This is a genomic window from Mesorhizobium sp. 131-2-1 (assembly GCF_016756535.1).
Taxonomy (GTDB): domain Bacteria; phylum Pseudomonadota; class Alphaproteobacteria; order Rhizobiales; family Rhizobiaceae; genus Mesorhizobium.
In genome coordinates this window covers 5523239-5536204 of sequence record NZ_AP023247.1, presented here as the reverse complement: position 1 = coordinate 5536204, position 12966 = coordinate 5523239, and the positions used below count along the sequence as shown (strand labels likewise).

10 protein-coding genes are annotated in these 12966 nt (G+C 61.2%); 9 read left to right on the top strand and 1 reads right to left on the bottom strand.

The genetic code is table 11. The features are described from left to right. The first annotated feature begins 173 nt into the window (after positions 1 to 173). The 6 genes from JG743_RS26835 (at position 174) to JG743_RS26810 (ending at position 8310) form a co-directional block, all read left to right on the top strand. Positions 174 to 1514, top strand: a complete 1341-nt coding sequence (locus tag JG743_RS26835) for an adenylate/guanylate cyclase domain-containing protein (RefSeq protein ID WP_202294487.1) — start codon at positions 174 to 176, stop codon at positions 1512 to 1514. Positions 1515 to 1650: 136 nt separating this feature from the next. Continuing rightward, positions 1651 to 3546 (top strand): ABC transporter ATP-binding protein, encoded by a 1896-nt coding sequence (locus JG743_RS26830; protein WP_202294484.1) that lies wholly within the window; start codon positions 1651 to 1653, stop codon positions 3544 to 3546. Further along, positions 3543 to 5441 carry an ABC transporter substrate-binding protein gene (locus JG743_RS26825; protein WP_202294480.1) on the top strand — a complete coding sequence of 633 codons (1899 nt, stop codon included), beginning with the start codon at positions 3543 to 3545 and terminating at the stop codon, positions 5439 to 5441. Before JG743_RS26830 ends, JG743_RS26825 begins: the two co-directional genes overlap by 4 nt. A 2-nt stretch (positions 5442 to 5443) precedes the next feature. Then, positions 5444 to 6442 carry an ABC transporter permease gene (locus tag JG743_RS26820; RefSeq protein WP_202294477.1) on the top strand — a complete coding sequence of 333 codons (999 nt, stop codon included), beginning with the start codon at positions 5444 to 5446 and terminating at the stop codon, positions 6440 to 6442. Further along, positions 6439 to 7620: an ABC transporter permease gene (locus JG743_RS26815; protein ID WP_202294474.1), complete on the top strand. Its 1182-nt coding sequence runs from the start codon at positions 6439 to 6441 to the stop codon at positions 7618 to 7620. Before JG743_RS26820 ends, JG743_RS26815 begins: the two co-directional genes overlap by 4 nt. A 210-nt stretch (positions 7621 to 7830) precedes the next feature. Next, a complete protein-coding gene (locus tag JG743_RS26810) occupies positions 7831 to 8310 on the top strand; it encodes a class I SAM-dependent methyltransferase (RefSeq protein ID WP_202302992.1) in 480 nt (159 codons plus the stop codon). Positions 8311 to 8331: 21 nt separating this feature from the next. On the opposite strand, the gene JG743_RS26805 is transcribed toward JG743_RS26810, so the two are convergent. Continuing rightward, entirely contained in the window at positions 8332 to 9747 is a 1416-nt protein-coding gene (locus JG743_RS26805) for an adenylate/guanylate cyclase domain-containing protein (RefSeq protein ID WP_202294471.1), read from the bottom strand. A gap of 200 nt (positions 9748 to 9947) precedes the next feature. Here JG743_RS26805 and JG743_RS26800 point away from each other — a divergent pair, with 200 nt between their 5' ends. From JG743_RS26800 to JG743_RS26790, 3 genes are all read left to right on the top strand, one after another. Continuing rightward, entirely contained in the window at positions 9948 to 10772 is an 825-nt protein-coding gene (locus JG743_RS26800) for a hypothetical protein (RefSeq protein ID WP_202294468.1), read from the top strand. A gap of 59 nt (positions 10773 to 10831) precedes the next feature. After that, positions 10832 to 11473 carry a GNAT family N-acetyltransferase gene (locus JG743_RS26795; RefSeq protein WP_244672918.1) on the top strand — a complete coding sequence of 214 codons (642 nt, stop codon included), beginning with the start codon at positions 10832 to 10834 and terminating at the stop codon, positions 11471 to 11473. Between the two features lie 64 nt (positions 11474 to 11537). Beyond that, entirely contained in the window at positions 11538 to 12941 is a 1404-nt protein-coding gene (locus tag JG743_RS26790; RefSeq protein WP_202294465.1) for a hypothetical protein, read from the top strand. The last annotated feature ends 25 nt before the right edge of the window (positions 12942 to 12966 follow it).

Sequence of the window (12966 nt, the reverse complement as noted above, 5' to 3'; positions counted from 1 at the left end):
ATGCAGTTACGCCTGCTCCTTTGCCGCAAGGACAGTCATCAGGGAAATTCTTCGCCGCTTTGCCGCCGAAGCCGGTCTCGTTGACTTCGGGGGCTTATCTTTGGGTCGTTGGCGGACTGTGTTATGGCGGATCAAACGACAAGGGCTCCGTCTTCGACGGGTTGCGAGATAGCATGAGCACAGCGCAGGCAGAAATTTCCACCATTCTCATGGATAAGGTTGCCGATTGGCTGAACCAATCGGCGCTGGCGGGCAGCGACCTGGAAACATTGGTAAAAGGCTTTTGCGAACGGCTGGCAGCTGCCGGCGTGCCGCTGAAGCGGGTGCATTTGAGCTTTTCGATGCTGCATCCGCTTTATGATGCGCTTGGCTTCACCTGGATTCGCGGCCAGGGCATGGAGGTGGAAGGCTTCCGCGTTGAGCCCGGCGAGCCGTCCGACAGATTCCTGACCAGCCCGTACTACCATCTGCTCAGCAACAAGCTCGACCATCTGCGACGCCGGATCGACCCGTCATTGCCGCCAGAGTTTCCGATTTTTGGTGAACTCGTGCCTATGGGCGTCACCGATTACATGGCTTTCGTCCATCCTTTCAGCGACGACACAAGTCAGGGCATGATCGGGTCGTGGTCCACCGACAGCGCTGCAGGCTTCAGCGACAGCATGATTTCAGCGCTGCTTCGCATCCAGAGCCATCTCGCGATCGCGACCAAGATGGCGGTGCTTACCAAGCTCGCTGACAACATGATGACCACTTATCTCGGTGGCGACGCCGGCAGGCGCGTGCTTGACGGTCAGATCAGGCGTGGCGAGGGCGACACAATCCGGGCCGCATTGGTCATGGGCGATATGCGCGGGTCGACAAGGCTTGCCGCAAGCTCGGGCCGCGAAATCTATATCGATACGCTGAACCAGTTTTTCGACGCGGTTGCCGCACCTTTCAATCGCAAAGGCGGGCAGATCATGAGTTTTATTGGGGACGGCTTCATTGCTGTCTACCCTTGCGAAAGGCACCGCTCGCAGTCCGAGATCGCCTGCCAGGCTGCTCTTGCGGCAGCGCACCAGGCTACCGCGCGCGTCGAGGATCTCAATCTGCGCAGAAAGCAGCAGGGCTTGTCCGACATTAAATTTGGCATCGGCCTGCACGTCGGCAATGTGATGTTCGGCAATGTCGGGCTTACCGACCGGCTCACATTCTCGGTCTTCGGCTCGGCTGTAAACGAAGTCTCCCGCCTCCAGACCCTGACCAAAAAATATCCGCACAGCGTTCTCGCCAGCAAAGACTTCGCCGGCTATTGCGGCGCAAACAGCTGGCTGACGCTGGGCCATGAGGAGCTGACAGGCATCAAGCAGAAGCTGACGGTGCTTTCACCCGATCTGTCGGGTGCGCTCGCACTCGATGAAGACGGTGCGATGGAGACGATTCACGATCGAAAGTCGGAGGCCGAGCAGGTCATGCTGCTGCACCGCGATGCCGCCCGGCTGCAGGCGGGCGACCCGAGGAAGCTCCAGTAAGCGCCACGGTCTGATCCGAACGCCTTTAGCAGTCCGGTCGCCGGTTCCTGGCGACCGCTTCGAATCCAAGTTGCTCTAGGCTGGCAATGCGCTAGTCTCGCTTTCTGGGAGTTGCCAGAGTGGGGCTGGTTTGAGAATGAATTCGGACGTTGATCTGCTGCGGATCGAGGATGTTGGCATCTCTTTTGCCATTATCGGGGGGCCGTTGCATGCCGTCAGGCGCGCAAATCTTCGCGTCCTGCCCGGCAAGGTCACCGCGCTTGTGGGCGAGTCGGGGTCCGGAAAATCGGTTCTCAGCCAGGCAGTAATGGGCATTTTGCCGAACACAGCCCATGTTCGCGGCCGTATCCTGTTTTCCGATCCTGAAAAGCCCGGCACGACGCAGGATATCCTGCAGATGTCGCGCGATGGACCTGAAATTCGGGCGGTGAGAGGCAGCCGCATCGGCAAGATCTTTCAGGAGCCGATGACATCGCTGTCGCCGCTGCACACGATCGGCAACCAGGTTAGCGAATCCCTGCAGATTCATACGCCCATGGCTCGGGCGGAGCGCAAGGCGCGGACCGAGGAAATGCTCAGCCTTGTCGGCTTTCCCAATCCCAAGCGCGCCTACGACATGTATCCGTTTGAACTTTCGGGAGGATTGCGTCAGCGCGCCATGATCGCCATGGCGCTTGTCTGCCGGCCCGCCCTGCTGATCGCCGACGAGCCGACGACGGCGTTGGACGTCACCATCCAGGCGCAAATCCTGCAATTGCTGCGCGAGCTTCAGACCAAGCTGAACATGGCGATGCTGCTGATCACGCACGACCTCGGCGTGGTCGCCAATGTCGCCGACGAGGTGGTGGTCATGTACCATGGCGAGATCATGGAAGCGGGACCTGTCGAGGCGATATTCCGCCGACCAGGTCACCCTTACCTGAAGGGCCTGATGGCAGCCGTTCCGCATTTCGACCTGAAGCCGGGCGAAAGGCTAAAGGCTCTCCGCGACGTGCCGGTGAATGTCGGGAACCTGCTCGGCAAGCAGACGGCGCCGGCATCGAAGGGGCCGGACGACATCCTGCTGTCGGTCAGGGATCTGACAAAGACCTTCACCATCCGCAAATCCGGATGGTTCGGCGGGGGGCATCAAGCCTCTATTCGCGCCGTGGACGGCGTGAGCTTCGATATCAGGCGGGGTGAGTGCCTGGGTCTGGTCGGCGAAAGCGGCTCCGGCAAAACCACTGTCAGCAAGATCCTGATGCGGGCCGTCACCCCTAGCGGCGGCTCTGTGATCTTCAATGGCCGCGAGGGACCGATCGACGTCTTGCAAGGCGAGGGAGACGCCCTGCGCCTGCTGCGCGCCAAAATCCAGATGGTCTTCCAGGATCCGGTTTCGTCGCTTTCACCTCGCATGACGGTGGAGAACATCTTGAGCGAGCCGCTGGAAATCCATCAACGTGGCAATGCCGCGTCCCGGCTCGCCACGGTCAAGAGCCTGATGCAGGCAATCGGGCTCGATCCGCGCTTCATCAAGCGTTATCCGCACAGTTTCTCCGGCGGGCAGCGTCAGCGTATCGGCATCGCGCGCGCGTTGGCGCTGGGGCCTGAACTCCTGATCTGCGACGAGCCGGTTTCGGCGCTCGATGTCTCTGTCCAGGCGCAGATCCTGAACCTTCTGAAGGACCTGCAGAAGGAACTGGGCCTCACCTACCTGTTCATTTCCCACAACCTGGCGGTGGTGGACTACATGGCGGACCGCATCGCGGTGATGTGCGGCGGGCGTATTGTCGAGCTTGCGCCGCGCGAAATTCTGCTTCGAAAACCGATCCACCCCTACACGCGCTCACTGGTCGCCGCAGTACCTTTTCCCGATCTCGACAGGCCGATGGATTTCAACACGCTGAAGCTCAGCGGCGCTTCCGACACCAGCGCATGGGGACCGCAATTCCGCGACGAGGGCGACGAGGATATGCTGTCGCCGCTTGATCTTGGCGGCGGCCACCTCGTGCTGGCCCGACGTTCGGCCGATGTCAGCGAGCTACGCCATTGATCCGCCGGCGCACCGTCCTTGGACTCATGGCTTCGGCATTTCTGCCGGGCACATTGCGCGCCGGCGATCTGGAGCCGGAATTTCTTGAGCCGCAGCTGAAGGCCAGGGCGCTGCCGGCACTCGCCGAACGCCTGCCCAAGCGCCCGCGCGCGTTGAATCTCGCGGCGATGGGCCGGCAGCCCGGCCAGTATGGCGGCACGCTGCGCACGATCATCGGCAGCCAGAAAGATATCCGGATGATGACGATCTACGGGTACGCGCGTCTGGTCGGCTATGACGAACGGCTTAACCTGCAAGCCGATATTCTCGAAAGTTTTGATGTAGCGGATGATCGCGTCTTCACTTTCAAGATACGGGAAGGACATAAATGGTCTGACGGTAGCCTGCTGACGCCGGAGGATTTTCGTTATTGCTGGGAAGATGTCTGGCTGAACGATGAGCTTTCGCAAGGCGGGCTCGCGCCGGCCCTGCTGGCAGACGGCAAGCCGCCACGCTTCGAGATCGTCGATCCGTTGACGGTCCGCTATAGTTGGGATGCCCCCAATCCCGACTTCCTGCCCAAGCTCGCCGCTGCTTCACCGCTTTCGCTCGTTCTGCCGGCCACCTATCTCAAGCAGTTCCACAAGAAATACCAGGATCCATTCCGGCTCGCCGGCCTAATGAAGGAGAATCGGGCCCAGAAATGGACGCTCCTGCACATACGCATGTCGCGGCAGTATCGCCCGGAGAACCCGGAATTGCCGACGCTCGATCCCTGGCGGAACCGGACCAAGCCGCCGGCTGAGCAGTTCGTCTTCGAGCGGAACCCGTTCTTTCATCGAATAGACGAGAATGGCCGGCAGCTGCCCTATATTGACCGGATTGTCATGAATGTCAGCTCGTCGGCGATCATTTCCGCCAAGACCGGTGCGGGCGAGAGCGACCTGCAATGCATGGGAATTGACTTCGGCGATTACGCGTTCCTGAAGGACGCGGAGAAGCGTTACCCGGTGAAGATGCATCTCTGGAAACGCACACAGGGTTCGCGGCTGGCGCTGCTGCCCAACCTGAATTGTGCCGACCAGGTGTGGCGTGGCCTTCTTCGTGACGTGCGCGTGCGCCGCGCGCTTTCGCTCGCGGTCGACAGGCGCGAGATCAATATGGCCGTGTTCTACGGATTGGCGCAGGAAAGTGCCGATACGGTCCTTCCGGAGAGCCCGCTCTACCGTCCGGAATTCGCGAAAGCCTGGGTCGCCCATGATCCCGACCAGGCCAATGCCCTGCTCGACGAGGCCGGGCTCCAGGCGCGTGACGATGACGGCCTGCGCATACTTCCCGATGGACGCCCGGCGCAGATCCTGGTGGAAACGGCCGGCGAAAGCACGCTGGAAACCGACGCGCTCGAACTCATTACCGATCACTGGCGCCAGATCGGCATCGCCTTGTTCATCCGGACTTCGCAGCGCGACATCTTCCGCAGCCGCGCGCTTGGCGGCCAGATCATGATGTCGATATGGTCGGGCATCGACAATGGCGTGCCGACCCCCGACATGAACCCGTACCAGCTGGCCCCCACCATCGACGACCAGCTGCAATGGCCGCTCTGGGGTGCTCACTACTTGTCTCATGGCACGCTCGGTGAGGCGCCCGATCTTCCGCCTGTGGTCGAGTTGATGGCTTTGCTCAAGCGCTGGAACGCATCGACCGAAGCCTCGGAGCGCGCCGAAATCTGGAATTCAATGCTGTCGATCTACACCGATCAGGTGTTTTCGATCGGCACGGTGAACGGAACGCATCAGCCAATTCTGGCGTCCTCGCGGCTGCGCAATCTGCCTGACAAGGCACTCTACGGCTACGACCCGACCTCCTACTTCGGTGTCTACATGCCGGATACATTCTGGCTTGGAGAGTCCTGAGCGTGCTTCGATATATTGTCTGGCGCATCGCCGTGATGGTTCCAACGCTGCTGATCATATCGGCGCTGGTGTTCACGATCATCGAACTTCCCCCCGGCGACTATTTCGACAGCTATGTCGCCGAGCTTCGGGCTCAGGGCGAAGCGGTGGATTCCGATCGCATCCAGATGATGCGGAAGGACTATGGTTTCGACAAGCCGCCGGTCATTCGCTACTTCTACTGGGTCGGCGGGATGCTGCACGGCGATTTCGGCTATTCCTTCGAATATGAGCTGCCGGTTCGCGACGTCGTCGGGGACCGAATGTGGCTGACCGTGCTGGTTTCCTTCGTCACGATCATCTTCACCTGGCTCATCGCCTTTCCGATCGGCATGTACTCCGCCACGCATCAATACAGCTGGGGCGACTACGGCCTGACTTTCTTCGGCCTTCTCGGCCTTGCCATTCCTAATTTCATGCTGGCGCTGATCCTGATGTATTTCGCCAACATCTGGTTCGGCACGTCCATCGGCCATCTCATGGACCAGCAATATCTCAGCGAGCCGATGAGTTGGGCCAAGGCGAAGTCGATCCTCGCCCATCTCTGGATCCCGGTCTTGATCATCGGCACCGGGGGCACGGCAAGCATGATCCGGCGGCTGCGCGCCAACCTGCTCGATGAGCTTCACAAGCAATATGTCGTGACCGCGCGCGCCAAAGGCCTTCATCCCTTCAAGGCGCTGGTCAAATATCCGCTGCGCATGGCGCTCAATTTCTTCATTTCAGACATCGGCTCTATCCTGCCGGCCATCATCTCCGGCGCCGAAATCACTGCGATCGTGCTGTCTTTGGAAACGACCGGGCCGATGCTGATCAAGGCGCTGCAAAGCCAGGACATGTATCTGGCAGGGTCGTTCCTGATGTTCCTCGCCTTCCTCACGGTCATCGGCGTCCTGATTTCCGACTTGGCGCTGGCGCTGCTTGATCCACGAATTCGTTTGCAGGGCGGCAGCACCAAATGAACACGCAAACGCCGCTGCCCGCTCCGGGCGCCCCACTGCAACACTACGTTTCCATCGCGCCCTTTGACCTGCAGTCGGTCGAGGCGATGACGCCGGAGCAGTCGAAGGTCTTTCAGGCGTCGCAGTTGCGGCTGATGTGGTGGAAATTCCGACGGCACCGGCTTGCCCTTGTATCCGGCATATTCCTGGCGGTGCTCTATTTCGGGATCCTGATCTGCGAGTTCCTGGCGCCATACAATCTGCACACGCGCAACATGGACTACATCTATTCGCCGCCGCAGCGGGTGCACCTGTTCCACAACGGCCAGTTCGTCGGGCCGTTCGTCTATGGCCGCCAGATGAAGCTGGATATGGACACGCTCAAGCGCAACTACGTCGAGAACCACGATGATGTTCAGCGGATCCGCTTCTTCTGCAAGGGTGACAGTTACCGGTTCTGGGGCCTGATCGAAGGTGACAGGCATTTTGTCTGCCCTGCCGAAAACGGCCAGCTCTTTCTGGCCGGCACTGACAGGCTGGGGCGCGATGTGTTCTCGCGCATCATCTATGGCGCACGCATTTCAATGACGATTGGCCTCGTCGGCATCAGTTTCAGCTTCCTGCTCGGCATCGTCATCGGAGGACTGGCCGGCTATCACGGCGGCATCTTCGACCTCATCGTTCAACGGATAATCGAAGTTCTGCAATCGATCCCCAGCATTCCGCTATGGCTGGCTCTGGCGGCGATCATGCCGATAACCTGGAGTCCGATCCTGATCTATTTCGGCATCACAGTCATCCTCGGGCTGCTCGACTGGACCGGACTGGCGCGGGCCGTGCGCTCAAAGCTTCTGGCCTTGCGCGAGGAGGACTATGTTCTGGCCGCGCAATTGATGGGCGCCTCAAGCAGCCGCATTATCCGGCGGCACCTCATTCCCGGCTTCATGTCGCATCTGATCGCGACGGCGACGATCTCCATACCCGGTATGATCCTGGGCGAGACGGCGCTGAGCTTTCTCGGGCTCGGCCTGAGGGCGCCGATAACCAGCTGGGGCATCCTGCTAACCGAGGCGCGCAGCGTCAGCGTGATCGCGTTCTATCCATGGCTGCTTTTGCCGATGCTCCCCGTCATTCTCGTCATCCTGGCGTTCAACTTCCTTGGAGACGGTTTGCGGGACGCTGCAGACCCCTACAAGTGACATCGCTATTCCACCGCGCCGGGCCGCCGGCTCCACCCGGTAGGATCCTTGTTGGCTGCCTGTTCGGTTATTGCGGTGTTCATCGTTCGCCTCTATATGCGGCGAGGCTCGATCGGGGCTTAGCACGTCGCCCTCGGGTTTCACCCGCGAACCGTGCTGGTCGCGGGCAATTGCCGATCTCTTGAGCTGGTTCAGGACACAAAGACGCATATGAGTCGCCTCGAGAGTTTCATCCGCAGGCTGACCGCGCAGCGCGACATTCTCGACCAGGTCTGCGCGGAGGTGGCGAACATCGAGGGCCCTGTGATCGAGCTCGGCCTCGGCAATGGTCGGACGTTCCACCATCTGCGCGAGCGCCTGCCCGGACGCCGGATCGTGGCGTTCGACCGCGCACTGGCAGCGCACGCCAGCTCAATTCCCGAAGCTGAAAACCTCGTGCTCGGCGAAATACGCGAGACGGCGAGCAGGTTCATCGGCATCGACGCCGCTCTTGTTCATGCCGACATCGGCACCGGCTATGAAGATCGCGATGCAGTGACCGCCACCTGGCTTCCCGATCTGATCGCGCGCCTGCTTCGCGTCGGCGGCATCGCGGTCAGCGGCACGCCGCTCGACCACCCGCAGTTGCAGCGCCTCGCGCCGCCGCCTTCGGTGCCCGCCGATCGTTATTTTATCTGCAGGCGCGTGTGAGGGCCGGGACGACCAAAGTCTTCAGGGGATCGTATAGACTGCTATCTCTCGCTCAATGCCGCGCAGCGAGACCTCGTGTGGCACGGGCGTCAGTGCGTTCCTGTGCAACAGATCGGCGGTGAGATTGTCGTCGACCACCGCGCGAGTGGCGAAGATCGCCTGTGCGTTGGCAAGGTTCTGGACCCGCGAAGCGATGTTGACCGTCTGGCCGAAATAGTCCTGTCGCTCGTTCAAAGTCACGGCGATGCAGGGGCCGGCATGCACGCCGATCTTGAGCAGCAGATCCTCGCGCCCGCTCGCGTCGTTGAGCGCACGCATGGCATCGCGCATCCTGAGGGCCGCGGCAATCGCACGATCAGGCGTCGCGAAGGTCGCCATCACCGCGTCACCGATCGTCTTCACCACCGCGCCGGCTTCGGCCGCGACGATCTCGTGCAGAACCTGGAAGTGTGCGCGCACGAGATCGAAGGCCGCAAGGTCGCCCACCCGCTCGTAAAGCGCGGTCGATCCGCGCAGGTCGGTGAACAGGAAGGTCAGGCTGGTGATCTTCAGGCGCTGGTCGATGTCCAGTGTATCGGTGCGATAGAGATCGCGGAACGTCTGGTTGGTGAGCAGGCGCTTGGCGGTAAGGAACGGCCGGCGTTTGCCCAGGAAATCATGCAATGCCTCGCCGGCGATGAAGACCGTTGGCAGCACACGGGTGTCGGTCCTGTTTTCCAGCGAAATGCGCAACGGGCCGGGCTGCATCTGCAGCGTCTGGTTCTGGACATGGTCGCGGTCGAAGACCAAAGAGAGGCTTCGGCGCTCCTTTGTTGGTTCGCCCTTCACGTCGATGAACTGCGCTGAATGGGTGACCGGCTCGAAGACGATGATGAATTCGGACGGAAGCTGTATGGGCAGAACCGCCTTTTCACCGGGCGCAAGCTCAATATCCTCCAGCGAGAACGCTTCCAGCTTTTTCGCGAAATCCTCATCCGGTACATCGACGCCGGACGCCCAGTAGATTTGGCGGAAATATTCCACCATCGGCAGGTCGTGTGGATTGTGGGCGGCAATCCTGCGTATGCGGGGACTGACGGTGAATGTCACCTCGACCATCTCGTCGAGGGTCGGCGAATAGCCCTGCGAGCACAGTGCGCAGGTGTATTCGTCCTTCTGCAGGGTTTTCAGCGTGGCGTTGGTGTCGAGCACGCCGCCGCAGCCGGGGCACAGAACATTCCAGGAAATATCGAAGATGCCCACCCGCGCCGCATGGAGAAAGGCGCTGATGGCTCGCTCCTCGTCGAGGCCATGCTTGCTGGCGAAGGCTGGCGCATTGATGCGGCAAAGGTCGCGGTCCTCGCCCTCCGCGATGTTTCGCTTGATCGCGTCGATTGCCAGTGGATCGATATCGGTCGATTGCCGCAGAAGCGAGAACAGGTCCTGAGCTTCGTTCATCGTGCAGGCTCCGGAAAATGCGCCCCGAGGCGTGTTGACCGGACCGCTCTTTGGTCCGAGTGCTCCATTTTACGTCGAAACGTACCGTACGGCCATTCGAATAGACAAGCCTGGCGACTGTCCAATTCCATTCGGCAGATTTTCACCGGCCGCATGCCGCACTATGATGGTCCATGGGCATTCATCTTCGGGGCTCTCCCATGCCGACATCCAACAACCCGCCATTTCCCGCGGCCCTGCGCCTTTTCTCCGTGGCGGTCATCATCGTCCTCATCGTCGGCGCCTGCCTGTTTTTCGCGCCTGCGCTGGTCAAGCCGCGCTGGCCCTGGGCCGTCACGCCGTTCAATGCCCGCTTCCTCGGCGGCTTCTACACCGCCGAAATGGTCGTGATGGCGGCGCTGCTCTTCTGGAATCGCTGGTCGCCCGGCAGGCTCGTCCTCGTCATGGCCTTCATCTTCACCGTCATCGTGTCGGCGGCTTCGTTCATCAATCTCGGCTATTTCAACTTCGAGCGCAAAGCGCCCTGGCTCTGGTTTCTGGTCTATCTTGCCTCGGTCGCGGTATCAGGGCTGTTCCTGTGGCGAGCCAGGGCCCGTCCTGCTGCAAAAGGCGTGACCTTGAACCCCGCATGGCGCGGCTACATGCCGGTGGAATCGGCGATCCTTGGGCTCTATGGCCTCGGCCTGTTGCTGTTTCCCCTGACATTCAGCGGCATCTGGCCATGGCCGGTCGATGCCTTCCATGCTCAGGTCTACAGCGCCATCTTCCTCGCCGGCGCGGGCGGCACATATCTCGTCTGCAGAAACGCGCCGCGCGAGGAACTGCTGGTGCTCGGCTTGGCGCAGTTTCTCGTTGGCCTGCTTTCCATCCTTGGCCTCGCCATCACCGACGTTGCGGTGCACCGGATCGACTGGACGGCGACCGGGACATTGTGCTGGCTCGCCCTTTTCGGCTGGATCGGCATCAGTGGCGTCTTCAAACTCTACGCCGCCTCGCGGTATTTTGGCTCGAAATCGGCATCATAGGTTACGCAGACGGCTGGATTTTCAGATGATGTCCGGTGCATCGTGCCGGGCCGATTGCCTTGGAGCATTTCACCGTTTCAAAAAAACGGCGAACTGCTCTATCTCTTTGTTCTGACGCAATTCCGGGGCGGAAAACCGCTGACACTTTTCTTGGAATTGCTCTAGCCGGGAACGCCATGAGCAGCACGACTTCGCCATCCTCCGAGAAAATCCAGCCGCGGCTCCGACCCGTCCGGCCAAGCGATGCCGAGGCGCTTTGCGCGATCTTCAACATGCCTGGCTTCCGCTGGGGCACGTTCAGGATGCCCTTCGAGAGGGTGGAGCAGGTGGAGCGGCGCATCGCCAAGGCCGCTCAGGAAACCACCTGGATCGTTGCGGAGTTGGACGACAAGGTCGTCGGCCATGGCAGCTTGGTGGTGCAGGGTTCGCCGCGCCGTTCGCACATCGGCGAGATCAACATCGGCGTCGACGATGCCTTTGTCGGCAAGGGCGTCGGCTCTGCCATACTTGGCGCGCTGCTTGACGTGGCCGACAACTGGCGGGCCCTGAAACGGGTCGAATTGACGGTCTATGCCGACAACGAACCGGCCATCCGTCTCTACACCAGCCACGGCTTCGAGGTCGAAGGTCGGCATGTGAAGGCCGGCTTTACCGACGGGCAGTACCACGACCTGCTGAGCATGGCCCGGCTGCGGTTCTGAGATCCGCTGTATGGTCTTGGCTGTCTCCCTTGGCGTTTGCACTGCAAGCGGCTAGACGGGACCAATGACCACCGTCCTCGACCCAACCCCTGCGCCTCCGGCGGAAATTCTGGCTGTGCTGTCGCTGCTCTGCCCGGAAGTCGTGCGTGACATCGAGCAGAACTGGAATGCACCGGTTTCCGAGTACGCCCGCCATCTGTGGCGGCCGGTGGCAAGGCCTGCATCGGGCCCGGCAATCGATGCCCGCTCGATCCTGCGCGAAGTCCTGCAGCAGCGCCTCAGTGTGATCATGCAGCCCGAGGAGATCGGCAGGGCCCTCGAAGAGTTCGAGCACAGGCCGGTGATCCAGTCCGGCCTGCACTGCCTGCTTCTGATGGATCGGATCACCTTCGATGCCCTCCTGCTTGCCTGGCTCGGCGCGGTCGAAAACGGGCTGTCGGCCTTCTTCGGCTTCATGGGATCGACGATGACCATGGAGACAATTGGCCGGGAGGGGCCGGGATGGCTCGATCTCGGCGACGACAAGATCAACCTGTTTGGCATGGGGCGCCACAAACTGTGCCGCAAAAGCGTCTGCGCGGCGGGCCCTGTTTCCATCAACAAGCGCGCGCTCGAAGCGGTGGGCGATGAAACCGATGCCAGCCGCTGGCTGGGTACGCTACTTGCCAGCCAGGACAAAGTGTTTGGAACCGCCGCCGATGCGCTGACAGCCCTCAACGAGGATCTGGTCGCCGATTGGGATCGTTTCGGCATGGCCCTGCCGGTTTTCATCGATGATCGGCTCGCCGCTTCTGCCATGGCGCGGCATCTGGCACATGACGGCAGCCTTCTTTCCAGGCTGCTCATCGAGCCCGCAAGACGCCAGCGTCTCGAACATGCCATGCAAGAGGCCGCATCGGGACCATTCGGCAGGTTCCTGCCCAATGCCACGGACTATTTCTGGGGCATCCGCGAGCAGCGCGTGCGCAAGCTCGTCCTCGAGAACGGACGCCTGATCGAGCCTGACAGGCCGCATGGTCTTTCCATCCCGTTCGAGCGGCCGCAGCTCAAGCAGGCGCTGCTGGATGGCGTGCTGCTGCCGAACCTGTTCCTGATGTTCCTCGTCCTTGCAATATTGCCGCGGGTGCGGGTCGTGGGTGGCCTGAGGCAGATCGGCTATGTGGCGCTTTTCCATTCGGTCCTGCTGGCTGCGCTAGACGAAAACGCGCCGGAAGAGCGCGATCTGGCTGCGGAACTGCGGGTACGGGAAAATGCCTGGGGCGCGCGGGTCATTGATGAAAAGACCTCGGTCCGCGAGCAGCTAGCCGGACTGCCGGAAGGGGCGCTCTTCCCGGACCTGCTCCGGCAATACCGATTGCGGACATTTGCGGAGACGACCGAAGACCTGAAACTGGTTCGCGAAAACGCCCGATGGCGCAAGATCGGCCGGGCAGAGATCAAGGCGACCTGGGCATCGCTTCAGGGCTGATCCAGGGGTGATCTTCTAGAGCGCA

Excerpts from the sequence above, each read along its gene's own strand:
- JG743_RS26835 (WP_202294487.1), top strand. The coding sequence starts at position 174 with ATGAGCACAGCGCAGGCAGAAATTTCCACCATTCTCATGGATAAGGTT.
- JG743_RS26830 (WP_202294484.1), top strand. The coding sequence starts at position 1,651 with ATGAATTCGGACGTTGATCTGCTGCGGATCGAGGATGTTGGCATCTCT.
- JG743_RS26815 (WP_202294474.1), top strand. The coding sequence starts at position 6,439 with ATGAACACGCAAACGCCGCTGCCCGCTCCGGGCGCCCCACTGCAACAC.
- JG743_RS26810 (WP_202302992.1), top strand. The coding sequence starts at position 7,831 with ATGAGTCGCCTCGAGAGTTTCATCCGCAGGCTGACCGCGCAGCGCGAC.
- JG743_RS26805 (WP_202294471.1), bottom strand. The coding sequence starts at position 9,747 with ATGAACGAAGCTCAGGACCTGTTCTCGCTTCTGCGGCAATCGACCGAT.
- JG743_RS26800 (WP_202294468.1), top strand. The coding sequence starts at position 9,948 with ATGCCGACATCCAACAACCCGCCATTTCCCGCGGCCCTGCGCCTTTTC.
- JG743_RS26790 (WP_202294465.1), top strand. The coding sequence starts at position 11,538 with ATGACCACCGTCCTCGACCCAACCCCTGCGCCTCCGGCGGAAATTCTG.